Source organism: Robertmurraya massiliosenegalensis JC6, assembly GCF_000311725.1.
Classification (GTDB): Bacteria; Bacillota; Bacilli; order Bacillales; family Cytobacillaceae; genus Robertmurraya; species Robertmurraya massiliosenegalensis.
The window spans coordinates 56780-80772 of sequence record NZ_HE978517.1; the positions used below are offsets into that span (position 1 = coordinate 56780).

The 23993-nt window shown below is 38.6% G+C and carries 28 protein-coding genes; 8 read left to right on the forward strand and 20 right to left on the reverse strand.

Annotated features, from left to right (window positions below):
• Window positions 1-150 precede the first annotated feature (150 nt).
• Window positions 151-1173 (forward strand): DUF1646 family protein, encoded by a 1023-nt coding sequence (locus BMSHG_RS21095; RefSeq protein WP_026073570.1) that lies wholly within the window; start codon window positions 151-153, stop codon window positions 1171-1173.
• Between the two features lie 149 nt (window positions 1174-1322).
• Here the strand turns inward: BMSHG_RS21095 and BMSHG_RS21100 are convergent, their stop codons facing one another.
• The 6 genes from BMSHG_RS21100 to BMSHG_RS21125 form a co-directional block, all read right to left on the reverse strand.
• On the reverse strand, window positions 1323-2126 hold the full coding sequence (locus tag BMSHG_RS21100; RefSeq protein ID WP_026073571.1) for a dimethylarginine dimethylaminohydrolase family protein: 804 nt from the start codon (window positions 2124-2126) through the stop codon (window positions 1323-1325).
• 66 nt (window positions 2127-2192) lie between these two features.
• Window positions 2193-3296, reverse strand: coding sequence for a mechanosensitive ion channel family protein (locus tag BMSHG_RS21105; protein ID WP_019156457.1), 1104 nt, complete (start codon window positions 3294-3296; stop codon window positions 2193-2195).
• A gap of 78 nt (window positions 3297-3374) precedes the next feature.
• Window positions 3375-4031: a hypothetical protein gene (locus BMSHG_RS21110; RefSeq protein WP_019156458.1), complete on the reverse strand. Its 657-nt coding sequence runs from the start codon at window positions 4029-4031 to the stop codon at window positions 3375-3377.
• A complete protein-coding gene (locus BMSHG_RS21115) occupies window positions 4028-4771 on the reverse strand; it encodes a hypothetical protein (RefSeq protein ID WP_019156459.1) in 744 nt (247 codons plus the stop codon). Before BMSHG_RS21115 ends, BMSHG_RS21110 begins: the two co-directional genes overlap by 4 nt.
• Window positions 4752-5654, reverse strand: coding sequence for an ATP-binding cassette domain-containing protein (locus BMSHG_RS21120; RefSeq protein ID WP_019156460.1), 903 nt, complete (start codon window positions 5652-5654; stop codon window positions 4752-4754). Before BMSHG_RS21120 ends, BMSHG_RS21115 begins: the two co-directional genes overlap by 20 nt.
• Window positions 5651-6031, reverse strand: coding sequence for a GntR family transcriptional regulator (locus BMSHG_RS21125; RefSeq protein WP_019156461.1), 381 nt, complete (start codon window positions 6029-6031; stop codon window positions 5651-5653). The genes BMSHG_RS21120 and BMSHG_RS21125 overlap by 4 nt, the downstream gene beginning before the upstream one ends.
• A gap of 240 nt (window positions 6032-6271) precedes the next feature.
• On the opposite strand from BMSHG_RS21125, the gene BMSHG_RS21130 reads away from it, so the two are divergent.
• From BMSHG_RS21130 to BMSHG_RS21145, 4 genes are all read left to right on the forward strand, one after another.
• Window positions 6272-6649: an SET domain-containing protein gene (locus BMSHG_RS21130; RefSeq protein ID WP_019156462.1), complete on the forward strand. Its 378-nt coding sequence runs from the start codon at window positions 6272-6274 to the stop codon at window positions 6647-6649.
• A gap of 11 nt (window positions 6650-6660) precedes the next feature.
• Entirely contained in the window at window positions 6661-6870 is a 210-nt protein-coding gene (locus tag BMSHG_RS29175; RefSeq protein WP_083879405.1) for a hypothetical protein, read from the forward strand.
• A gap of 20 nt (window positions 6871-6890) precedes the next feature.
• Window positions 6891-7037, forward strand: a complete 147-nt coding sequence (locus BMSHG_RS27850) for a DUF3934 family protein (RefSeq protein WP_019156464.1) — start codon at window positions 6891-6893, stop codon at window positions 7035-7037.
• 286 nt (window positions 7038-7323) lie between these two features.
• Window positions 7324-8874 (forward strand): Vga family ABC-F type ribosomal protection protein, encoded by a 1551-nt coding sequence (locus tag BMSHG_RS21145; RefSeq protein WP_019156465.1) that lies wholly within the window; start codon window positions 7324-7326, stop codon window positions 8872-8874.
• Between the two features lie 497 nt (window positions 8875-9371).
• Here the strand turns inward: BMSHG_RS21145 and BMSHG_RS21150 are convergent, their stop codons facing one another.
• The 7 genes from BMSHG_RS21150 to csaA form a co-directional block, all read right to left on the reverse strand.
• Window positions 9372-9869 carry a YbaK/EbsC family protein gene (locus BMSHG_RS21150; protein ID WP_019156466.1) on the reverse strand — a complete coding sequence of 166 codons (498 nt, stop codon included), beginning with the start codon at window positions 9867-9869 and terminating at the stop codon, window positions 9372-9374.
• Between the two features lie 82 nt (window positions 9870-9951).
• Window positions 9952-10710 carry a vWA domain-containing protein gene (locus tag BMSHG_RS21155; RefSeq protein ID WP_019156467.1) on the reverse strand — a complete coding sequence of 253 codons (759 nt, stop codon included), beginning with the start codon at window positions 10708-10710 and terminating at the stop codon, window positions 9952-9954.
• 94 nt (window positions 10711-10804) lie between these two features.
• Window positions 10805-10993 (reverse strand): DUF3976 domain-containing protein, encoded by a 189-nt coding sequence (locus BMSHG_RS21160; protein WP_019156468.1) that lies wholly within the window; start codon window positions 10991-10993, stop codon window positions 10805-10807.
• A 17-nt stretch (window positions 10994-11010) separates the two neighbouring features.
• Window positions 11011-11388, reverse strand: a complete 378-nt coding sequence (locus tag BMSHG_RS21165; RefSeq protein ID WP_019156469.1) for a hypothetical protein — start codon at window positions 11386-11388, stop codon at window positions 11011-11013.
• Window positions 11385-11600, reverse strand: a complete 216-nt coding sequence (locus BMSHG_RS21170; RefSeq protein WP_019156470.1) for a helix-turn-helix transcriptional regulator — start codon at window positions 11598-11600, stop codon at window positions 11385-11387. The genes BMSHG_RS21165 and BMSHG_RS21170 overlap by 4 nt, the downstream gene beginning before the upstream one ends.
• Window positions 11601-11698: 98 nt before the next feature.
• A complete protein-coding gene (locus tag BMSHG_RS21175; protein ID WP_019156471.1) occupies window positions 11699-12460 on the reverse strand; it encodes a GNAT family N-acetyltransferase in 762 nt (253 codons plus the stop codon).
• A 23-nt stretch (window positions 12461-12483) separates the two neighbouring features.
• Window positions 12484-12813, reverse strand: a complete 330-nt coding sequence (csaA, locus tag BMSHG_RS21180; protein WP_019156472.1) for a chaperone CsaA — start codon at window positions 12811-12813, stop codon at window positions 12484-12486.
• Window positions 12814-12920: 107 nt separating this feature from the next.
• On the opposite strand from csaA, the gene BMSHG_RS21185 reads away from it, so the two are divergent.
• Entirely contained in the window at window positions 12921-14105 is a 1185-nt protein-coding gene (locus BMSHG_RS21185) for a DHH family phosphoesterase (RefSeq protein ID WP_019156473.1), read from the forward strand.
• 299 nt (window positions 14106-14404) lie between these two features.
• Here the strand turns inward: BMSHG_RS21185 and BMSHG_RS21190 are convergent, their stop codons facing one another.
• From BMSHG_RS21190 to BMSHG_RS21205, 4 genes are all read right to left on the reverse strand, one after another.
• Complete coding sequence (locus tag BMSHG_RS21190) at window positions 14405-15418, reverse strand: FecCD family ABC transporter permease (RefSeq protein WP_019156474.1); 1014 nt, start codon at window positions 15416-15418, stop codon at window positions 14405-14407.
• Window positions 15415-16425: a FecCD family ABC transporter permease gene (locus tag BMSHG_RS21195; protein WP_019156475.1), complete on the reverse strand. Its 1011-nt coding sequence runs from the start codon at window positions 16423-16425 to the stop codon at window positions 15415-15417. The genes BMSHG_RS21190 and BMSHG_RS21195 overlap by 4 nt, the downstream gene beginning before the upstream one ends.
• A gap of 156 nt (window positions 16426-16581) precedes the next feature.
• Complete coding sequence (locus tag BMSHG_RS21200; protein WP_019156476.1) at window positions 16582-17514, reverse strand: iron-hydroxamate ABC transporter substrate-binding protein; 933 nt, start codon at window positions 17512-17514, stop codon at window positions 16582-16584.
• Window positions 17465-18310: an ABC transporter ATP-binding protein gene (locus BMSHG_RS21205; RefSeq protein WP_019156477.1), complete on the reverse strand. Its 846-nt coding sequence runs from the start codon at window positions 18308-18310 to the stop codon at window positions 17465-17467. Before BMSHG_RS21205 ends, BMSHG_RS21200 begins: the two co-directional genes overlap by 50 nt.
• A gap of 224 nt (window positions 18311-18534) precedes the next feature.
• On the opposite strand from BMSHG_RS21205, the gene BMSHG_RS21210 reads away from it, so the two are divergent.
• On the forward strand, window positions 18535-19584 hold the full coding sequence (locus BMSHG_RS21210; RefSeq protein ID WP_019156478.1) for an NAD(P)/FAD-dependent oxidoreductase: 1050 nt from the start codon (window positions 18535-18537) through the stop codon (window positions 19582-19584).
• Window positions 19585-19729: 145 nt separating this feature from the next.
• Window positions 19730-20575 (forward strand): aldo/keto reductase, encoded by an 846-nt coding sequence (locus BMSHG_RS21215; RefSeq protein ID WP_019156479.1) that lies wholly within the window; start codon window positions 19730-19732, stop codon window positions 20573-20575.
• Between the two features lie 53 nt (window positions 20576-20628).
• Here the strand turns inward: BMSHG_RS21215 and BMSHG_RS21220 are convergent, their stop codons facing one another.
• From BMSHG_RS21220 to BMSHG_RS21230, 3 genes are all read right to left on the reverse strand, one after another.
• Window positions 20629-21309, reverse strand: a complete 681-nt coding sequence (locus tag BMSHG_RS21220) for an NAD(P)H-dependent oxidoreductase (protein WP_019156480.1) — start codon at window positions 21307-21309, stop codon at window positions 20629-20631.
• Window positions 21310-21562: 253 nt separating this feature from the next.
• Window positions 21563-22093 carry a CBO0543 family protein gene (locus tag BMSHG_RS21225; protein WP_019156481.1) on the reverse strand — a complete coding sequence of 177 codons (531 nt, stop codon included), beginning with the start codon at window positions 22091-22093 and terminating at the stop codon, window positions 21563-21565.
• 147 nt (window positions 22094-22240) lie between these two features.
• On the reverse strand, window positions 22241-23905 hold the full coding sequence (locus tag BMSHG_RS21230; RefSeq protein WP_019156482.1) for a glycoside hydrolase family 13 protein: 1665 nt from the start codon (window positions 23903-23905) through the stop codon (window positions 22241-22243).
• Window positions 23906-23993: the final 88 nt, after the last annotated feature.

Below are 23993 nucleotides of genomic sequence, written 5' to 3' on the forward strand. Positions count from 1 at the left end.
TTTTTACTTCACTTTATCATGTATCTAAATAAGAATAACAGCAATCTGTTTGGCAATCTATAGCCTGTCTACAAAATCCTCAACAGAAAAGGCATATTTCACCTAGACAAGCATATGAATCATTTTAGGACAAAGAAAAGAAAGGAAGTCATCATGACAGGATTAATTTTCATTTTACTATTAGTGCTTTTTCTTCCTTTTTCAGTAAAGATCATTGAGAAGAATCTTGAAATCTTTTTGTTTTTAATGGGAATTAGTGCAGTTTGGGTTAGTGGAATATGGGAGCCCTCGTTAATCTTAAAGGCCCTCAAGGATCCTTTAAAGATTACAATAGCTGTTTTCGTTGCTGGACTCATATTCAAATGGATGAAAGTTCCGCTCGAAAAAATGATTAAAAGAGTCAGCGAATCGATGCCCTATCCGTTATTTTTTGCTCTTGTTGTCATTATTCTTGGGCTTCTTTCAAGCATTATCACAGCAATCATCGCTTCTCTCGTACTCGTCATCATCGTCGCCGTGCTTCGACTCGAGAGAAAATCCGAGGTCAAACTCGTCATTATTACCTGTTTCTCTATTGGACTTGGGGCCGCATTAACCCCAATTGGAGAACCGCTATCCACGATTATTGTAAGCAAATTGAATGAAGATATGTTCTTTCTATCAAAATTGATTGGTCGAGAAGTCATTCTTGGGATCATCATGATGGGAATTGTTGCCGCACTATTTGTGCAGCCTCACTTTAAAAAAACTCGTTTAGTCGCTGATAACGAGTCTGAAACCTATCAGGAAATTTTCCTTCGCACTGGTAAAATATATGTATTTGTGATGGGACTAACCTTGCTAGGTGCTGGATTTCAGCCATTAATTGATGCCTATATTCTTGGACTTCATGAAAACATCCTATACTGGATTAATATTATTTCGGCTGTTTTAGACAATGCGACCCTTGCTGCGGCAGAAATCAGCCCCTCCATGAGCCATGAAACGATCAAAGCGATTCTCCTTGGACTCATTATTAGTGGCGGAATGCTTATCCCAGGGAACATCCCAAATATTATCTCATCTGGAAAATTAAAGATTACCAGTTCTGAATGGGCAAAATTTGGTTTACCCTTTGGGCTCATTACAATGACGATTTACTTTTTTGCCATTCTTGGGGATAAATATTTTTAAAAATATAAGGGGAGTACACACTCCCCTCTTTACTCAACACGTGGAATCCTACCACGTTCAGACTGTTTTTCAAGTTTTAATATCCATTTGAAATAGGCTAATCCAATCAAACGTAACAAAACCTTTACTCTATTATTGGTTCCTCTTCTCTACGTTCTTAAAATAGGCAAGGTACAACAACGAAAAGCCCCTCCGAATTTAATCATTTCTGTAAAATCTACTTCAATGATTTCATATCCACGTCGCCTCAGCTCTTTGTTCAATTCTTTATTAACAGGAAGGCTAATCACCATTTTGTTTCCTAATGAAAGTACGTTTGTTGCCAGGGTTGCTTGCTCTTCTTTTGACACAGATATTAGATCATATCGTTTTTTCAAAAGCTCTATTTTTTCCCCATGAATTTCCTCTGGATAAATAATAGCTTCATTCGGAGAAAGGATATTAAAAATACAATCTAAATGAAGATAAGCGTCTGAAAATGGAACTTCAACAACATTAAAGTTTGGAAGCAAGCTCTGTAATTGGTTAGCCGCCTCCCGATTCGTCCGATTGCTAATTCCCACAAAAACGGTATCTCCATCAACGATGACGTCCCCACCCTCAATTTTGCCTTGAGGAATCGTTTGATACGGGAGTGATATTTTTTCAAGCTGTCCTCTTAAATATTCTTCCTCCCCTTGGCGAATATAATTTTGAACATTTGCTATAAAAAGCGTATCTCCTAATACAAACCCTGTATCACGGGTAAAAACTTGCTCAGGAAACTGCTTTGCTGGAGGAATAGAAACAACTTCAACGCCGTAGTCTTTTAATGTTGAGACAAAGTGATGGTGCTCCTTTATCGCTATATCAATGCTTACCGTCATTGACTGTGGCTCTATCAGAAATCGCGGATCACTAACGAGAACTTTTGTTAACGAAGCGTACTCATTTATACACCTTATTTTAGACATAAAAAAACCCCTTTGTAGTTCGTGATACTAATTTAACCAAACTACAAAGGAGTTATGAAAATATGGTTAATTCGAACTTTCTTTTGATAAAAGGGATTCGCTCGAACTGCTGCTATTCTCTGAATCTACATACAATTTTCTACTTGGGATCGAAAGCATGACTTGTTCTCTTTCAAGGATTTCTAATATCGCAAAATTGATTTCTTCCTTTACGGTGAGAAACTCTCCCCAAACCGTCGTATTGGTGAAAAAATAGAGAAAAATACCTAATCCACTTTCCGAGTACTGATCAAACTTCACAAAGATTGTTTCTTTATGCACACCATCATGGTTCCTAAGATACTCTTCAATATTGTTCACAACGACTTGAAGCTTTTCCCTAGGCGTATCATGCATGACCCGTAACTGGAAGGTAATTTGACGTTTCCCCATTTCACTCCAATTCGTAATATTTTCATTAGCCAAAGTAGCATTTGGAACGGTCACCACTGCTTGAGCAAAGGTCCGCACACGTGTACTTCGAAAAGTGATCTCTTCAACAGTCCCCTCTACACTCGGAGTCATAATCCAATCACCAATTGAAAAAGGCTTCTCCGTAATAATGACAATGCCGCCAAAGAGATTCGCTAGAGCATCCTTAGCCGCAAGAGAAAAGGCGAGTCCTCCTAATCCTAGACCAGCCACTAAACCACTAATTTCATAGTCAAATACTTGAGCAATAATACTAAAGCTAATGACGACAATTACGACTCGGATGGCTTTTGATAAAAATGGAATTAAAATCTCATCAATTTCCATATTCAATTGCTTGTTCATTTTCGTCAGCACTAATGAAGAACTTGAGGACAGATTATACAATCCCCAGCTTAAGAAAAAAATGATCGAAGCTTGAATAATTTTTGGAAACAGACCTCGGTCCACATTTAAATATGGAAAGATATCCACCGCAACGTAAATACCTATAATTATAAATAACCACTGAATAGGCTTCTCAAATGCAAGAAATACACGTGAAAGAAACTCTGTTGGTGCCTTTCTGCTAAGCTTTAAGAGAAGCGAAAATACATACTTGGCAAAAAGCTTTCGAAAGATAAGAAAGAGTAGAAAAATCCCAATGGATATCCCTAAATCTAATAAAAATTCATATTCTAAAAATTGTTTCCAACGCATCACTCATCAACATCCTCGCCATCTTTGAGTTCATCCATTTATTTTATCGTATGTGGGCGTGGCTGTCGAAAAAAATGTTTATTCAAGTTCGTCGGTGAAAATGAAATCTATCGTAGAATCACCTTTCACTTCAAGGCTATGAGGGATGCGTATATAAATTATTGGTCCATCTGTTTGGAAATCAGAATCCATTTTTGATTCTCCAGTAAATTGATTAATGGTAAATTCATTCATAACGACAGAAGCATTCAATTCTTGATCTTTGCCATAGACGATCAATAATTTTTCTTTTTCCATACGAATGACTGGGAGTTCACGCTCCTCTGATACGTCTATTCCGGCAATTATAATATTCCCATAATGATAGACCTCAACCTGGTTATTATCTTCTGCTTTCCTTTCAACATATATGTTAGCATTTGTATTTGAAGGGTTAACAGACGAAATTTGCAACGTGTCTCCTTCTACCACATAACTATTCTCTTCAAGTAAAAAATCAGAGCCTTTTGATAGAAGTTCACCTGAGGATACAAGCCCGTATAAATCCGTCATTTTGCCGTTACTCACTTTCGGCGCTTCCGTTTTAATAAAAAACGTGGCTACAACAGCTAGAAGCAAGAGCCCTATATAGGCAACAAGAAGCCAATGTGTGATTTTCTTTTTTGACCGAACAAGAAAGAACAATAACGGCAAAATGACTATCATCCCAATTTGGAAAAGTACTTCTATGTTCATCGTCTTACCTCCATTCGATTCAAAATACTCATCGATGCAAGATAAAATAGTGCTGTTGTTACAAGTACTTTAATGGCAAACAGGGCTAATGAAGACTCAAAAAAGTAAAATTGAAACAAACCAATTAACGTCGCATCTCTTTGCATGAAGCCATCATAAAACAAGGATCCGACTACAATAACAGGGACTAGAACGGCAAACATTTTATGAACTTGAACTAAAGCACCAATGAAATAACCAATAGAGCTAATCCAAAAAATATAGAGCAGGCTTGCGACAATTCCGATCATTATCTCACTTGTTACGAGTGGCGTCGCATAAAGTTGTTCTTTGAATAAAAAGTATGCAATACATTGAATAAGAAAACGTGACATTACAGCAGTAATTGCTCCAAGTATGCTTGCAGCTAACAAAAAGAAAATATTGGAAAGACTGCTGCTCAAACGGTTGGTTACAAAAGTAAACTCTTGATTTCGATAAGGCTTCGTCGTAATCGTAATGGAGGTCACAAGAATCCAAATGAACGTAAAGACAATGACAAGGTCAGCTGAGTAATTCTTTATGTGGAAAATGAACCCACTTGATGATCCTCCAGAAGAACCACCATTCCCAGCGAGGGAAAATAAAATAGCGATAAACTGAATTCCCACAAGTGAGCTAAAGGCATCAATATAAGCTTTCATTTTAAATTGAAATTGTTTTTTCACCGTTTCCATTAAACTAACGTTCGCTAAAGACATCATCGATTCCCCCTTTCGTCTCATTCGTGAGATAAACGCATAAATTACTTGCCCTTACTGGTGAAAATTCCACCCCTGACAAAGCAGCTTCTTTTTGCTCCACTTTAGAAAAATTATTTTGCACAACGATGTACAACGTGTCTACGCCGATAAACTGTTCATAAATACTGTCACGACTGTCCACCCACTTTCGTACGAGCGATGAAGGACCTTGAAGACCAATTGCCCACTCTTTCAAATCAGAAATCGATTGATGGAGCAACACCTTTCCATCTTTGATCAAAAGCACATCCTCAAGGATGTCCTCGATTTCATTTAAATGATGACTTGAAAGTAAAATCGTACGGGGATGGGCAATATAATCCTTCATTAGCGCACGATAAAAATCCTTTCTGACCGCTTCATCCATTCCTGTCGTTGGCTCATCAAAAATCGTTAAGGGACATCTCGACGCTAATCCGACAATCATATTAAACGTACTTGTTCTCCCTTTAGAAAGCGTATTATGATAATGGCTAGGATCAAAACCAAAGTATTGGAAAAGGCCACTTGCCAGTTCCATATCCCAATTTGGGTAAAAACTTTCTGCTGCCTCTAGTAGCTCTTGTAGCTGCAAGGCAGGAGGGAATCCCATTTGGTCATCCACAAATATCGTATTCGCTGAAGTATGCAGATTATTAAATGGATGCTGTTCGAACACCCTCACATTACCGGATGTTTCCTTTATGAATCCAGCAAGAATTTTTAGCAACGTTGTTTTCCCGACTCCATTTCTCCCTATTAAACCTGTAATCTTATTTTCTTCAATTGAAAAAGAAAGTCCGTCTAGCACATTTTTACGAAAATACGCTTTCGTTACGCCGGTACATTCGATTACATTCATTGACTTTCCTCCTTATATCGTGCGGCTTTTATCATTTCCATTAACTCGGTTTCACTGATATCCAAACGCTCTGCCTCTAATACAAGCTCCTCAACGAGCTGTTTTAACGTACCATTTCTTCGCTTTTGAGCAATTCTTTCCTTTGCATTCTCCGTAACAAACATCCCTAACCCTCGCTTTTTATAAAGAATTTGGTCATCCGCTAAAAGATTGAGCCCTTTCGCTGCTGTCGCTGGATTGATGGTAAACATCTCTGCTAACTGATATTGAGAGTACACTTTTTGGTTGTTTTCAAAATGGCCGTTCAATATTTCTGTTTCGATCCATTCGGCAATTTGTACATAAATGGGCTTCGAACCATCTGGGTTAAAAATCATGGCCGCCTCCTTTCTAACTTAGTACATTACTGATGTAATGTACTATATTCCATTTTGGCAATAAATTCAAGCAAATCTTAAAAAATTTACGAAATTAGACAAAAGTTTCCTTTCATTTTTCCTCAAAATAACGGAATCGTATGGAAATCTTAAAAATGCTTTATATTATAGGAGAACGTAATGGCTCACTGGACGATTTAGTGGTAAAGTGGAGAAATATTAGAACAAGTAGGTGAAAACATGATTGAAATAAAATCATCTCTCATTAGCAATGGGGAATTCAATAGAGGCGTATTTGCTACACGTGATATCAAAAAAGGGGAGCTTCTCCATGAAGCACCTGTCATTGCTTATCCAAACGAGCAACATGAACATATTGAAAAAACACTTCTTGCTGATTATGCGTTTGAATATGGAAAAAACCATACAGCCATTCTACTTGGCTATGGGATGTTATTTAACCATTCTTATGAACCGAACGCCACGTATGAAATTAATTTTGATAACCACACATTTGACTTCTATGCTTATAAAGACATTAAAGCTGGAGAGGAAATCTTTATTAATTACAACGGTGATGAAGATGACAAAGAACTACTATGGTTTGACAAGGAATAGAGGTGTAATAAGTGAATAAACGATGGACCATCAATGATATCCAAAAATATGTGCAGAACAACTCAGAAAGCACTTTGCTTTCAACCGAATTTCACGGATTTTCTCAAAAATTACAATTCAAGTGCGCATGCGGGAATGAGTTCGAGAAAAGTTTTACGAAATTCAAAAATAATAACCAACGGAAATGCGATGTGTGCCAACCGCCAAAACCCTCACGCTAATAAAGAATGGAGTGGAGCCGATGAGTAAAGCAAAAGGAAAAGGCGGCACCGGCAGAGGAACCGGCAAAAAAGGCTGGAATCGTTGGCAGGCCAGTGCAAACAAAGCGAAAAGCGCTAAGCCTTATAAAAGCAAAGGAACTAAAATAAAAAAAGACACAACGGATTGACAGGATTTAGAAAATCCATTATCGTAAAAGTACAAATAGTGAAAGGGTGACCCAATAAACATGAAGTTTTAATCCTATTTTTCGAAAATACAAATTGAAGATTTCTAAAAACACAGCTGATAACGGCTCTTTTTGTGTTGTCTTCAATTTCATTTTTCAGGATAGGATTGGATTTCTTTGTTGTTGTCGCCACAATGACAGCTTCTTTGCTGCAGCCATGCGCCTCCTATTCTGAATATAGGAGGCGCTTTTTGTCTCCTTAACCTTATAACATGGAGATGATCATATGCTTTTAGAGGCCATTGGAATTAAACTTTTTATAAAAGAACGACAGTTGCTCGATATCGCTCGCATTCAAATTCACAAAGGCGATCGAATCGGTTTAATTGGAAAAAACGGAACAGGAAAAACGACCTTGTTAGACATTCTTGCAGGGAAAAGAACGGTTGATGAAGGTACGGTTCTTCAGCACGCTACATGCGAACTCCTTCCCCAACTCAAGAGAAGCGACACGACCAAAAGTGGTGGTGAGGTGACACAAGAATTTATTATTGAAGCATTAACGCAAAATCCAGAAATATTACTGGCAGATGAGCCCACTACCCATTTGGATACAGATCATATTGAGTGGTTAGAGAAAAAATTAGCGAACTGGCAAGGGGCCATCCTTCTAGTCTCCCATGACAGAACCTTTTTGGATGCCCTTTGTACATCTATTTGGGAGCTTGATAACGGTCATGTGAAAGAATACAAAGGAAATTATTCTGCGTACTTAGAGCAAAAGGATCGAGAAATACGCAGTCATGAAGCCGCCTATGAAAAATATGTGAAAACGAAAAAACAGTTAGAAGAAGCCATCGTTATGAAGGAAAAGAAAGCTGCCCGAGTTACTAAAGCACCTAAAAAAGGGATTGAAGTAAAAATCTCAAAGCCTCATTATGCGAAAAAGCAAAAGAAGCTACAAACCGTTGCAAAATCAATTGAAACTCGTTTAGAAAAGCTCGATAAGGTAGAAAAAATAAAAGAAAGTCCTGCCATCCAGATGGAATTGCCAAACGAAGACGCATTTACGGGTAGAACCATTCTTCGTGCTCACAACGTTACAGGAGGATTCGGAAAACGTGTTCTCTGGGGAAAAGCGAGTTTTGAAGTGCGGGGTGGAGACAAACTTGCGATCATTGGCGCCAACGGAAGTGGGAAAACGACATTACTGAAGAAAATCATCAATCAAGATCCCAGTATAACTCTGTCTCCTGCAGTTAAGTATGGCTATTTTAGCCAGACCATCGATTTACTGGACCTTGAAAAAACAATCTTGGAGAATGTGCAAGCTTCATCGAACCACACAGAAACTTTGATCCGCATCGTATTAGCGAGACTCCACTTTTTCCGAGAAGATGTCTATAAAGAAGTCAAGGTCCTTAGTGGTGGTGAGCGTGTCAAAGTCGCTCTTGCTAAATTATTCGTCGGTGATATGAACACGCTCATACTTGACGAACCAACTAATTTCCTTGATATTGAGGCAGTTGAAGCATTGGAATCCTTGTTAACGGACTATAAAGGAACGATCATCTTTGTATCTCATGACCGCCGCTTCATTGAAAAGATTGCCACCCGAATCCTGACCATCGAGAAGGAGGAATTACAAATATTTGAAGGAAGCTACGGAGAATATAAAAATTATGAGCCCCGCTCTCGCTCAGATGAAGAAGATAATCTCCTAGTCCTTGAGACAAAAATAACCGAAGTGTTGAGTAGATTAAGCATCGAACCGACAGAAGAACTCGAACAGGAATTCCAGAGGTTATTGGCAGTAAAAAGGAAATGGATGAAATAGAAAAAAGAGGCTCGGACATAACTAGCTTTAAATCATGAGAAAGGTGAATTTGAGGGGACTCAAATTCACCTTTCTCTATTTTTGTATTAACGCAAGACCCATATCGTTTTCTATCTTCGATTTTCCTCGTACCGCAAACTAGCCTTCAAGAATCATCCAATCGATTTCCGGTTTGTCTATATTTCTACTAAAAAACCCTATTTTGCTCCAACCTTCTCTCACCCTTAAGCGGAATTTTTCCTGTTATATCCCCAATGGAGTCCCTTTTAGGGAAAATAACGGAAGATTTTCCGCTTATGGAGGGCAAAATCGTTTGTTTTGGCATTTTTTGAGGGAATAGCAGGAAATTTTCCTGTTATTTCGCCTCTTTTTCATGATATCTGCTCATTAAGCGGAATTTTTCCTGTTATTTTTTCATAGCGATCCGCCAACTGCGAGGGAATTTATACACGCCAAACTAGAAGAACAAAAAGTCGTTACCATCGATTCTTTTTCTATTACGATATTGCTGCAACCGCTTCATCTGTCCATCCTTTACATACATCGACCCACTCTTTCGCTCCAGCATATTCTTGAATTTCTTCACAAGAAAGTTCAATCGCTGAGTTCGTGCTCCCACACGCTGGGAAAAGGGTATCAAAACGTTTCATCGAAACATCGAGATAAACATCCAAATGATTCGCCAATCCGAACGGGCAAACGCCGCCGATCATATGTCCCGTTTGTTCCAGTACCTCATCTGGTGATAGCATGCGAGCCTTGAAGCCAAAAGTATGGCGAAATTTCTTATTGTCTATTTTAGCATCACCAGCAGCGACAACAAGGATCGCTTGCTCTCCATCACCACGAAAAGAAAGGGTTTTCGCAATTCTTGCTGGAATCACCCCAATTGCTTCTGCTGCCATGTCGACGGTAGCACTCGATTGCTCAAAAACGAGGACATCTTTTTCCCGGTTCCATTTCTTAAAATGATCCAATACACTTTCTAATGACATCCGAGCCCCTCCCATCTTTTGACAATATGATAACAAACTTTAATGCGGTGAAGCAACTATTATTGGCATATTTTGTTTAAAGCTATCTGTTGAAGAGTCTGCTCCAAAATCCCTTTTTTTCTTTTGATCGTGGCTGATCTACCACGGCTATTTCTTGTAGTACTTCCTCTTTTTCTATTAAAACACCTTTTTCCTTTGCTTCCTTAATCCAGCTTGGAAACTCGTTAAGGAGCATATCATAGAGTTGCTCATCAGAGATGGCATCAACATCTTCAATGTGAATAAAATTAGCGTTATCTACAAAACGGCCTTCGAGATGATCGATTTTTCGTAAAAAGTCAAAATTACCGTTGCCAATTCCGACAAATTGCCAAAATAATGGTTTAATAGACGTCCCTTCAATAATAGGCTTGATCGATTTCTTACATCCTCCATCATTGATAAACACAATGAAAGCAGGATCGTCACTTATCTCTTCCTTCGTATATTTCTTTACGACATCCCTCATGACAGGCGGTTCGTCATTTCTCCCAAACTTATGTATTAAGTCATTCTCAAGAATTTGACGATCCACATACCCTTCGAAATCTCTTTCTGTTACAGGCTTTAATCTCGAAAACTCGTTATCGTACACCCAAATATCGAGAGATCCATCATCATCAAATTGAGATGCAACCGCAAGTATTCGCTCTACTACTTTTTGAACCGTCCCATTTTTGTATAAGGTTCGCATTGATCCTGTAATATCCAAAACCAATCCGACTCTGGCCTTTACGGTCGTCAATTTCTTTTTTTCCAGAACAATTTTTACCGTTTTCTTCTGTAGATCTATTGTCGCCATTTTATTCCTCCTCTCTCATTTCTTCTATCATAGCGTAAAGTGATATGATGTAAAGTTAAGGAATGCCATTCAAAGCAAACATGGTTCTTTTTTCCTACAACCAGCTTTCCGGAGTCAAAAACACAACAACAACGACACAAATAAAGATAAGGGCTAGTAAAATTAATAGCTTCGTAAGTCCTTTCTTACTTAAACCATTGTTTTCAGTCGAGTCCTTTCTTGTTATCACGAGTCCAATAAAAATTCCAATAATGACAATTGCTAATAGAAAGTAACCTCCCATTTGCAACATCCCTCCAATTAGTAGATTTTTGAGTATACAACGAATGAGATAAATACTGTACAGATGATTAACGTGGTTAAAATATGTAGCAACTCAGTTGCAGTTAATGTAAATAATTCAACTTGCAAACCTATATTAAAAATAAGCAAGTAAACCATCAATGCCATGCCAGAGAAAAACATGCCTTTTTCCCGAATCCGTTTCATCCGTTCATCTTTTTGCTGAAATTGTGGGTAAAGATAGCTTAAACAAAAACTCATAATTCCCATAGAAAACATCATTAAAAAACTTGTATTTATTGAAGCTTTTGCCATAAAGCTCACGAATAATAAGAAGCCTCCCATAGCAAAAAAGAATATTCCAAAGATAAAAAATATGATCTGATTGTTTTTCATTCCTTTTTCCCCTCCTTATCTTCTTCATAAACGAATAACTCCTCTATCGTGGTGTTAAACGTTTTAGCAAGTAGAAACGCTAGTGGAAGTGAGGGCGAATACTTTCCTTTTTCAATTGAAATAACCGTTTGTCGTGAGACTCCTAATCTTTCAGCTAATCGATCTTGAGATAGCCCATGTTTTTTTCGATACTCCACGATATGATTTTTCAATAACGACCACCTCCCTTATTCTTAGTATAAATGTAAAAGAAACTTTACGTCAAGTTTCCTTTACAAAAAAAGTTCAGAGTTTAGTCACTCTGAACTTTTCAAATTAGCTCTTTTAAGCGTTTCATGACGGAATGAACCGTTAACCTATGAAATGAAATAAGTTGTCCTTTAAAAACCACTGAAAATATCCCATAAGGCGTTGGCGCTAATTTCATCAATTCTTCTCTATCCTTGATATCGATTATGGTTACTTCAAGTCCTAGTTTATTTGCTGCAGTCTCAATATTCTCAGTAGCAACTGCAACGTACGGACACTGGAAAGAGCGAAGAATCGTCAGATCATTGAAATTCCTCAATCTCTCATCCCAATTGGTCGGAAAGACAGGTAATGGAGTGTTGCTATCAAATTGGTAAACGAGCAGTTCAAAATTAAATGGTGCCTTGGCGACCACCTTGAAATGGTTTTTTAAGAAAATCTCCTTACTTGGCGTCCAAGATGTTTCAGAATTCGCCACTACAACTACACCATGCTTGGACCTTTTTTTCGCATCTTGAAGACATTTTTCAATCAGCTTGCTCCCATATCCTTTTCCCGTTTCACTTACCCAAAGACAATGGATCACTAAATAGTCTTCAGCGTGAACGACTCTAGATGAAAATTCTGCATCTGTATATTCTATAAAACCTACTTGTTTTGTGTTTTCAGTTAACTGAACATACTTTAATCCTTCTTCAAAGCGGTTATTCAACCACTTATTTTTGTTTATGTATCCGACGGATTTTTTCTTGCTTCTAAGACAGTAACTCCCCATTTTCTCTAGCATTTCTGTATTTGCTTCAAGCAATTGAAGATTTTCCAAATTAAGACTCCTTTACAGCGTTATTAGGCAATTGGTGTGCCGTTCGGAACAGTTGCATCAATATTCAATAACACGACATCATCTTCGCAAGGAACTCCCCCAAGCACCAATACCTCAGATTTAAAGCCTGCTATTCTTCTCGGTGGAAAGTTGACGACCGCCACAACCTGACGTCCGATTAACTGTTCAGGTGTATAACGCTTCGTAATTTGTGCTGACGAGTTTTTAACTCCGAGTTCGCCAAAATCAATTTCCAATTTAATTGCTGGCTTTCTTGCTTCAGGAAATGGCTCTGCTTTTAATATGGTCCCCACACGCAAATCTAGCTTCAAAAAATCTTCGATCGTTGCCATGAAAATCTCCTCCTCTTACACCACTATTATTTTTCATTTTAAAGAAGTGAGCAAAACGAAGCAATATTTTTACCATTTTATAGCATAATAGAGGGTGAGGTGAAAACATGTACAAGCTATTATCACATAATGATTTAGATGGGGTTGGATGTGGCATCCTGGCGAAGCTAGCATTCGGGAAGGATGTTCAAGTCCGCTACAACTCTATCGCTGGATTAAACCGGGAAGTTGAATCGTTTTTTGAAAATGATGATCCCGAAACGTTTCTTTTTATTACTGACTTATCGGTTAATGAAGAAAATGAGAAAAGTTTAGAAGCCTTCCACCAATTAGGGGGCAAGGTGCAGCTCATTGACCATCATAAAACGGCCCTAAATTATAATCAGTATGCCTGGGGTAGAGTCATTGTTGAGGATGAAGATGGGAAACTTACTTCAGCAACCTCTCTCCTTTATCACTATTTAGCTGAAAAAGGTCATTTAACTAAAACCGAAGCACTTGATGAATTCGTTGATCTTGTCCGTCAATATGATACGTGGGAATGGGAAAAGAATCATAATCAGCAGGCTCAGCGTCTTAACGCACTTTTCTTTCTTATATCTATTGAGGAATTTGAAGAAAAAATGCTGGAACGACTTAGTACCTCAGCTCATTTTCACTTTGATGATTTTGAGAAGAAGATACTCGATCTGGAAGAAGAGAAAATTGAGCGCTATATCCGTCGCAAAAGAAAAGAACTCGTTCAGGCGCAAATCAAAGATCATTTTGCTGGTGTTGTCTTTGCGGAATCCTATCATTCGGAGCTCGGAAATGAATTAGGAAAGGAATACCCCCATTTAGATTATATCGCTATTCTTAATATGGGCGGGAGAAGAGTCGGATTTCGCACCATTCATGATCATGTCGATGTATCAGAGATTGCTGGAAAATTAGGGGGCGGCGGACATGCGAAGGCATCTGGTTGTTCGATGACGGAAAATGCCTATAAATTATATGTCGCAAATACCTTCCATCTTGAGCCTCTACGAGAGGATTCAAGACATAACCGTTACAACTTAAAGGACTCATCCTTTGGTGCTTTATATCTTAATCGCCGTGAAGACCACTTTCTGATTCGGCCAAGTGATGGGTCAGAGTGGGTAATCGAAAAAAATCGGTTCAAGCTTGATAAAGTATTTCCGAGCTTTACAGAAGCAGAAAAATTTTTGAAACGAACGGAAGCAGCTTGGTTAGCCCACGATGATCATTTTGTTGAATACTTAAAGGATGAAGTGGAAGAAGAAAGAAAATGAGGACTTCTCAATGGGAAGCCCTCATTTTCTTTGTCTGTTTTAAATATCAATAGAAAAATGTGCGCCTTAAATCGGTCTAATGCACCAAAACCACCTGAAAAGGGCGGTCCCCAAGGGCTACCCTTAACTAATTTAAGGCTTTTTTTGAATTCTTAATTGAAAAATTACCCTTTTTTCAGAAGCTTAATTCCGTAATAGTGCATTGGAATTTACGAATATCGGTCTAAAATAAAATATATCGCTCTAATTTCGGTTTTATCGGTCTAATTTCAAATATATCGGTCTAAAGCACCCATCCATCATTTATCGTTCTTCAACAACAAATACATAAAGTACGGAGCTCCGATCAATGCAACCATAATTCCAGCCGGAATTCCATCTGGCTCGATCAGATTTCGACCAATCGTATCAGCGAGAACAAGGAGCCAGCCTCCAAGCATGATGGCGACCGGAATAAAAAGCTGATTTCTTGGTCCGACAAGCGCTTTTGCTATATGCGGAGCCATAAGACCAATAAAGGCAATCCCTCCTGTCACAGAAACGGCAGCGGCTGCTAAAGCAACAGCAGCTAACAATAGGACAATTCGTTCCTTCTCTATAGATACTCCGACACCCACGGCCACAGGTTCACTCATCCCTAATAGGTTCAAACGATTTGCTCGATAAAGAGTAAAAGGAATCAACACGATCAACCACGGGAGAATCGCCCAGATGAACGGCCAATCAGATCCCCAAATATTTCCGTTCAACCATTTGGCGATAAAGTCGACTTTAAACGGATCCACCGATGAAAAAATGATAATCATTGCACCGGAAAATGCCATTGAGAATCCGACCCCGATCAACACTAACCTCACTGGTTGTAATCCCGTTTTCCGATCGTAAGAAAAGAGATATAGCAGTGCTGCTGTCACCATGGCACCAGCAAAAGCGACAACTGGAAGCAAATAAACAAACATGCCCCCATCTACAGGGAAAAAGAGATAAAATATCGCAACCCCGATTCCAGCACCTGAGTTGATCCCAATGATTCCAGGATCGGCTAGATCATTACGAGTAATCCCTTGTAAAATCGAACCTGATAAAGCAAGAGCCATCCCTGCAAGTAAGGTGACCACGATTCTTGGCATCCGAACGGAAAAGACGACAAACTCTTCTTTGAACGTCCCCTGACCAAATAAAGTTGGGATAAGACGATCAAAAGATACAGACGAACTTCCGATTCCCATACCAATGACCGCAGTGGCGATAATAAGGAGCAATAAAAATAACAAGGTTAATCTTTGTTTTTTGACAATACGAGGATGGATCATGTGAATGCTTTCCCTCCTTTACGAACAATGAAAAGGAAGAATGGCAACCCTAAAATGGATACAATCGCAGCCACCGGTGTTTCATACGGAGCACTGATCGTCCTTCCAAGTGTATCCGCTAAAAGCATGAAGCCACCTCCGACAATCACCGACATCGGAATGATATAGCGATAATCAGTACCCACAATTGCTCGAACAATATGAGGGACCATGAGACCAATAAAAGCCATATTTCCAATTAATGCAACCGCTGTTCCCGCAAGAATGATAATAACAATAAACAATATAGCTTTTATCTGAGTCGTTTTCTGTCCTAGACCAACTGCCACTTCTTCACTTAGACTTAAAATGGTAAGCTGCTTAGAAAGGAACAAGGCAATCAATAAACCAATGATGATAAAAGGTACGACGACCTTTAATTGGCCCCAATTCGTTCCTACTAAACCACCGGCAGTCCACATGGAGACATTTTTTGAAATCTTAAAATACAGCCCTATTCCTTCGGCAATCGCTGTTAAAAATGCCGATACAGCAGCACCGGCTAAAACGATCCGAAAAGGAGAAAAGCCCCCTTTTTTCAAAGCACCTAGACCTAAAACCATGACGGTTCCGACGCCGGCTCCAATAAAACAGGCGACCATAATGCTAAAATAATCGGCTGCAGGAACAAAGGCGATCGTTACAGCGAGTGCGACATTTGCCCCTGCTGTTAAACCGAGTAGCCCTGGATCAGCGAGCGGATTCCGGGTCACCCCTTGCATAATCGCACCAGCTACCGCCAGTGCTGCACCGACGAAGATCGCTCCAACCTCACGAGGAATACGAATTTCTCGAAGCATTGAAAGGGTGTCACCAGTTTCATTGGTCATTAAGGCGAGCCAAATATCTTTTAATGTCGTGTCTGCTGCTCCCAAAACAAGTGCAGCGACAAAAACACCGATAAACAACACGATCCCTATTATGAGCTTGTATGTAAATGGTATAGAAGGTTTATGTTCTGTCGTCATATGTCTCTCTTCTTTTCATATATTTGAACCTACACAAAACAAGGAATTCTCGATTGAAGAATTCCTTGTTTTTCTTTGTCAGTTCATTAAATCATTTCATCTTGCACACTTCAAGTTAAAAAGCGCCCTATTCGTACGTTTTTTAAGGCTATTTCATTACTTGCTATTTAAAAAACTTTCCGTAAAGAATTTTAATTGGTAGTCTAATGTGATCGGGTCATTAAAATAGAATTCTGATGCACTTGCTTCAAACACGCGTTCATTTTTGACTGCCGGTATATTTTTATAGGTTTCCGTCTCTTTAAAAGAATTATCCACGCCATCAGAGCTTAAAATGATATAATCACCTGCATACTCTGGAATAACCTCTGTTGATAATGCGTAATACCCTTCTTTTAAGGCCATTTCTTTGACCTTTTCTGGCATGGCAAGCTTCATTTCTTGGTATAAAATTTCGGTTCCACGACCCCAGTTATCGCCGAAAACATATAATTGTTTATCAAAGTTTTCAAATACAGAAACCGTTGCATCTTCCCCAATTTTTGCTTTTACATCCTCACCAGCTTGTGCAGCACGTTTTTTAAAGTCATCGACCCAAGCTTGTGCCTCTTCTTCTTTATTTAAAAGCTTTCCGATTTCGATATGTTGAGTTAAATAATCAACATTTCCATACGTGTATGTCACTGTAGGAGCAATCGACGCTAATTTATCAAGATTATTATTTGTTGGAGCAGCGATAATTAAGTCTGGTTCCAATTCAATAATTTTTTCTAAGCTTTCATCTGTTACTTCTTCTGCATTTGTTAAATAAGACTCGTAACGTTTGTTCGCTTTCGCCCATGAATCCACTCCGACAATATTTACATCTAGAGCCATCACGCTACCAGCATTAAAGGAAGATAGTACGACAACACGCTTCGGATCAGCCGGTACTTCGATTGGTCCATTCTCCGATTCATACGTTCTCATTTCAGAGACTTTTTTATCGTCATCAGCATCCTTCTCTTCACCTGAGTTTGATTCATTGTTACCGCATGCGCTAATAACGAGTACCGCCAACAGCATAAATGGAATGAGTAGTTTCTTCATTAGTTTCTTCTCCTCTAAGTAAGTTATATGTGATACACATTGGTTTATTTGTACGTGGATCGCGGCCAATTTCAGCATCGATAGAAAATACCCTCTTTAACACCTCACGGTTAATCACTTCTTCACAGTTTCCTGCTTTCACAATTTCTCCTGCCTTTAAGGCAATCATATAATCGGCAAAACGAGCTGCTTGATTTAAATCATGAAGTACCATAACGATGGTCCGACCTTGTTCTACATTCAACTTTTGTAGCAATTCAAGAACTTCTAGTTGATGCGCCATATCAAGATAGGTTGTTGGTTCGTCTAGAAAGATGATTTCTGTTTCCTGTGCCAGTGCCATTGCAATCCAAACACGTTGCCTCTGTCCACCAGATAAGGAATCAACAGGACGATATTTAAAGTCTTTTGTACCTGTCACCTCTAACGCCCAATCGATTGCTTCATAATCTTTCTTTGTTAGACGGCCAAATCCTTTTTGGTAAGGAAAACGCCCGTAAGATACTAGTTCACCTACTGTTAAACCACTTGCACTCTCTGGAGTTTGTGGAAGGATAGCCATTTTCTTTGCTAATTCTTTTGTACTTCCTTTGACGATATTTTCTCCATCTAATACTACTGTTCCAGATTGATGAGGGATAATCCGTGTAATCGCCTTCAAAAGGGTAGACTTCCCACACCCATTGGAACCGATAATTGTCGTAATCTGGTTATCGGGAATTTCCACATTGAGCCCATTTACAATGATCCGTTCACCATAGCCAATGCTTAAATCTTTCGTTCTTAGGCGTGTCATTTCCCTACCTCCTTAATTAAGCATATATTTCCAATTGATAATGATTTTCATTTATGTTTATGAGGTAAATATAAAGGGAATTACACCATACGTCAATTATTTTTCTGAGTTATTCAAAAAAAATTCACTTTCATAAAAAGTTTCTAATTTATCTATTGCTAAAAATGAAAGGGACGTTTATAGTTAAATGAGAATGATAATCAATAACATTTGAGGTGAACGGAATGGATAAACAAGAGCTATATGATGTAACCATTGTTGGAGGCGGTCCAGCTGGACTCTATTCTGCTTTTTATAGTGGTCTAAGAGAAATGAAGACAAAAATCATTGAATTTCAGCCACAACTTGGTGGAAAGCTTCATGTTTATCCAGAAAAAATGATCTGGGATGTAGGCGGGATAACCCCTACTTCTGGAGAAAACCTTATTAAACAGATCGTCCAACAAGGATTAACCTTTAACCCAACGGTTGTATTAAATGAAAAAATAGAAGGTATTAAGCAAGAGGAGAACGGAATTTTCGTGCTACAGTCGCCTTCAGGTCAAAAGCATTACACGAAAACCGTGATTATGGCAATCGGTGGTGGGATTTTAAAACCACAGAAGTTGAATATAGAAGGTGCAGAAAGATTTGAAATCACAAATCTAAATTACACCGTTAAATCATTAAAAAGATTTAAAGACAAAACAATTCTCATTTCGGGTGGTGGCAATTCTGCGATCGATTGGGCGAACGAATTAGAGCCTATCGCTAAAAAAGTCTACCTCACCTATCGGAAAGACAATTTATCTGGCCACGAGGCACAAGTGAACCAGCTTCTAAACGGTACGGTTGACTGCTTCTTTAATTCTAATATTACAAAGCTAGTAGCTGATAAAAGTCATGAATACATCAATAGCGTAGAGCTAACTAATCACGAAACTGGTGAGGTTAAATATGTAGAGGTTGATGAAGTCATTATCAATCATGGCTATGAACGCGACGCTGCTCTTTTAAAAGAAAGTCAGTTAAAAGTAGAGCTTGTGGATGACTATTATATTGCCGGTAACTCCACATGTGAATCGTCCATTCCTGGACTATATGCCGCAGGGGATATTGTTTCTTATGACGGAAAGGTTCACTTAATTGCTGGTGCGTTCCAGGATGCCGTAAATGCAGTCAATAAAGCGAAACAATTCATTCAACCTGATGCAACAAAGGGCGGAATGGTTTCCTCACACAACGAACTTTTCAAAAAGCGTAATCGAGAGCTTGTCAAACAACTTGTCAAATAATATATATTATCCTAGTGGAGTCCAAGGGGCTCCACTTTTTTTGCCGCTAAAATTTTACTTCAATCAAATTTTTGGAATTCCCTGAAAGAAATGTGCATAATAGAATGCGTAGTGATTACGTTTAAAATGATAGGAGGATAACAAAATGCCAAAAAATCTACAGGATACAACTACATTGCATAACGGCGTGAAAATGCCTTGGTTTGGACTAGGTGTCTTCAAGGTAAAAGAAGGCTCTGAAGTGGTTGAAGCGGTGAAAGCTGCGATCAAAAATGGGTACATAAGCATTGATACAGCTGCCATCTACCAAAATGAAGAAGGTGTAGGGCAGGGAATAAAAGAATCTGGTGTTCCAAGGGATTCCTTATTTGTTACCTCTAAAGTTTGGAATTCTGATCAAGGTTATGAATCCACACTTAACGCATTTGAAACAAGCCTCCAAAAGCTTGGAATGGATTATTTAGACTTATATCTCATTCATTGGCCAGGTAAAGATAGTGCCAAATATAAAGATACTTGGAGAGCATTAGAAAAGCTATACAAGGATGGCCGTGTACGTGCTATCGGAGTAAGTAACTTCCACGTTCACCACTTAGAAGATTTAATCGCAGATGCTGAAATCAAGCCAATGGTTAATCAAGTCGAATATCATCCACATCTTGCCCAATTGGAGCTTCGCGAATATTGCAAAAAGCAAGGAATCCAATTAGAAGCATGGTCACCACTCAAGCAAGGACAACTTTTAAGTGAGCCGACTATTATGGCTATTGCTGAAAAATATCAAAAATCCCCTGCGCAAATCATTTTACGCTGGGATCTCCAAAATGAAGTCGTGACGATTCCTAAATCCATTAAGGAGCACAGAATCATAGAAAATGCCGATATTTTTGATTTTGAACTTTCCACCGATGACATGGAGAAAATAAACGGTTTAAACAAAAATGAGCGCGTTGGTTCTAATCCAGACGAATTTGAAGTTGGATTCCAATAAGCATCAAAAAGAAGGTGATGGACTGAGCTCTTTGTTCAGTCCATCTTCCTTCTTCATTCATTTATCCATTGTACAATATCTTCCAGATTCTTCCTTGTTTTTGGACGCGGCTCCTTCGCTCGATAGCCAAATGCAACCATCACAGAAACACCCAGATGCCCTTCCTCCAATAATCCTGCTTCCTCTAGAATCGCTTGCACCTTATCAAAATCAAACCCTTCAATCGGACATGAATCAATTCCGATTTGCGCAGCTGCTGTCATCATATTGCCTAACGCTATATAGGTCTGTTTACAAGCCCAGTCGAAAATCGCTCTTTCGCTTTCCAGCAAATGCAAATCGTCCTCCTGAAAGCTTTTGTAACGCTCCTTGATCTGAGCAAATATTTCAGGTGGAAACTGTTTGACATTCAACATCTGGTCCTCTACATACTTACTATCGTACTTCGTATCCTTGATCGTTCTAGCAAGGATCAAAACGAAATGACTAGCTGTCGGAAGTTGCCCCTGAGCCCCCCACGAAACTTCTCGAAGTTTTTCTCGCAATTTGCGATTTTGCACGACTAGAAATTTCCATGGTTCATAGCCAACAGAGCTTGGTGATAATCGTCCTGCTTCTAAAATAAATTCGAAGTCACTGTCCGTGATCTTTTTATTCGGGTCAAACTCCTTTGTCGCATGTCTAAATTGAAAGGCATCTAATATTTCCTGCTTCTTATCCTCATGGTTGCTCATGAACAAATACTCCTTTACATGATGATTTTGTATAATGGCTCATTATAAGGGATAATATAGACCTCCGTACAACAAAAGGCACTCATTTTAGTTAAAAAAGTCAATCAAACGTTTGATCAAAAAAACTATGTTATCTGGCAAAACCGTTGATATGACAACTTTTTTTATCCCTTGTATAAATATCAAACCGCTAGCATCAAGCTAGGTTTTAGATAGCAGATTCATAGCAAAAGCTAGCATCAGTCCATATCCTCTATCTCTTTTCAATCGGAATATGGGTAGGGATATCAAATAACCACAGCCAAAACAAAGCCATCGGGATACTTAAAATGAACGTAAGCAAAGGTCTCTTTTGATGCAGGCGTAGAAACGGGAACATGATACAGTCAAAGGTGGCGCTCCAAGCAAGAGACCATCCATATTTATAAACAATCGTCCCCTGTGCTTGCATGATAAATTCAATTCCTGCATATATTCCAATCCAACATAAATAATGTCTAATAATTCTCCAGAAACCTGCCCCTTCTGGATAACGAGATAAAAACATTAACGCAGTCGCAGGAAAGACAATGAATGTATAGCTCATTTCTAATAAAGTGAAGTTATACCAATCTATATCAGGCGTCATCCGCCATAGCCAATGTGCTGCACATAAAAAATTATATGTAAGGTTACCGAGGGCGATATACTGCATCGTTGGATACAAAGGCTGCCAATTTTTATAATCTTTTCTGAGCCATACCGCAACAATGCTAATAATTGTAAGAAAAATGTGCATAGACATTACCCTTTATCCTTTTTTCTTTTAGTTTGCACGTTACAGCTGACTTTCTTGTATAAGGAATTAAAAAAAACTCTGTATATTATTTAGCCATCATCCAATACTTCCGATTATGGCTATTCTAATCTACAGAGTTTTACATCAAACTAGCTAGTTTAAACGATAGATTCGCGCTTCATATGGTGCCAATTCTAATGTTCTTGCTTTTTCATGAACGCCATCGTCAAGATTGGCTAAAATTAGGTTTTCCCACTCATATGTCACACCATTAATTGGCTCTACTTCAAACGAATCATTCGTTAAATTACATAAAATGATCACTTTTTCATCTCCATAAGTGCGTGTATACGCATACAGTGAAGGATGATTTTCTAATACTAAATCATATATTCCATAAGTGAAAACAGGATTCGATTTACGGAGTTGAATTATTTTTTTATAAAAATTTAAGACTGAATTAGGGTCATCCTTTTGAACCTCGACGTTAAGCTCTTTAAAATTCGGATTCACCCCTAACCACGGTTTACCCTTTGTAAATCCAGCATTTTCATCAGCCGACCACTGCATCGGTGTTCTTGAATTATCACGGCTTGTTGCCCAAATGATCTCCATAATCTCATCTGGCGCTTTACCTCTTGCCAGTAGATCGGTATACAATCCTTTTGTAGAAACATCATCGTAATCTTCAAGCGATGGAAATTTCACATTCGTCATCCCTATTTCTTGGCCTTGATAAATAAAAGGGGTTCCTTGCATGAAAAAATACATCATTGCTAACGAAGTCGCACTTTCTCTCCAATATTGTTGATCATTTCCCCATGTAGACACACTACGTGCCTTATCATGATTTTCAATAAACAAGGCATTCCAACCACTTTTTTCCAGAGCTTTTTGCCAACGTGTCAATACTCTTTTTAATTCTATAATATCGAGTGTTCTCGTATCAGAATCCCACAGGCCAAGATGTTCAAATTGAAAAATCATATTAAACTTTCCATCCTGTTCATCTACCCACTCATGTATATCATCTATCCCTACACCATTTGCTTCAGCGACCGTCATACTATCATATTTGGCAAAGGTTTCTTCCTTCAACTCGGTTAAGAATGGTAAAATACCATCCACATTCATATACTTGCTCCAAGCCGGGACATATGAGAGTTTCTCCGGATTTTCCTCATCGGAAAAGGTCAAATCTTTTTTAATATGACTAATTGCATCGACGCGAAATCCATCCACCCCTTTATCGAGCCACCAATTCACCATATCGTAAAGAGCTACACGGACGTTTTTATTCTCCCAATTCAAGTCTGGTTGCTTTTTAGAAAAGAGATGTAGATAGTATTGGTTCGTTTTTTCATCCAGTTCCCAAGCTGAGCCCCCAAATATACTCCCCCAATTATTTGGCTCCTTTCCATCTACTCCGTCTCTCCAAATATACCAGTCACGCTTTTCATTTTCAGTGGATGAACGTGACTCGATAAACCATTGATGTTCATCACTTGTGTGATTAATGACTAAATCAATAATCAACTTCATTCCACGCCTGTGTACTTCTTCCAGTAATTGATCAAAATCTTCCATCGTACCGAAGTCTTCCATGATTTCTTGATAATCACTTATATCATAGCCATTGTCATCATTAGGTGACCTATACATCGGACAGATCCAAATCACATCAATCCCAAGGTCTTGAATATAATCCAATCTTGATATCAATCCGTTTAAATCCCCTATACCATCATCATTTGAATCTTGGAAGCTACGGGGATATATTTGGTATGCAACTGCTTCTTTCCACCATTTTTTCTCCATGTTATCCCTCTATTTCTATCCGGTGTTATTCTCCAGATCTTGTTTTCATTTTTAATGATTTACTTTTTAATACTTTATTTCTTTTATA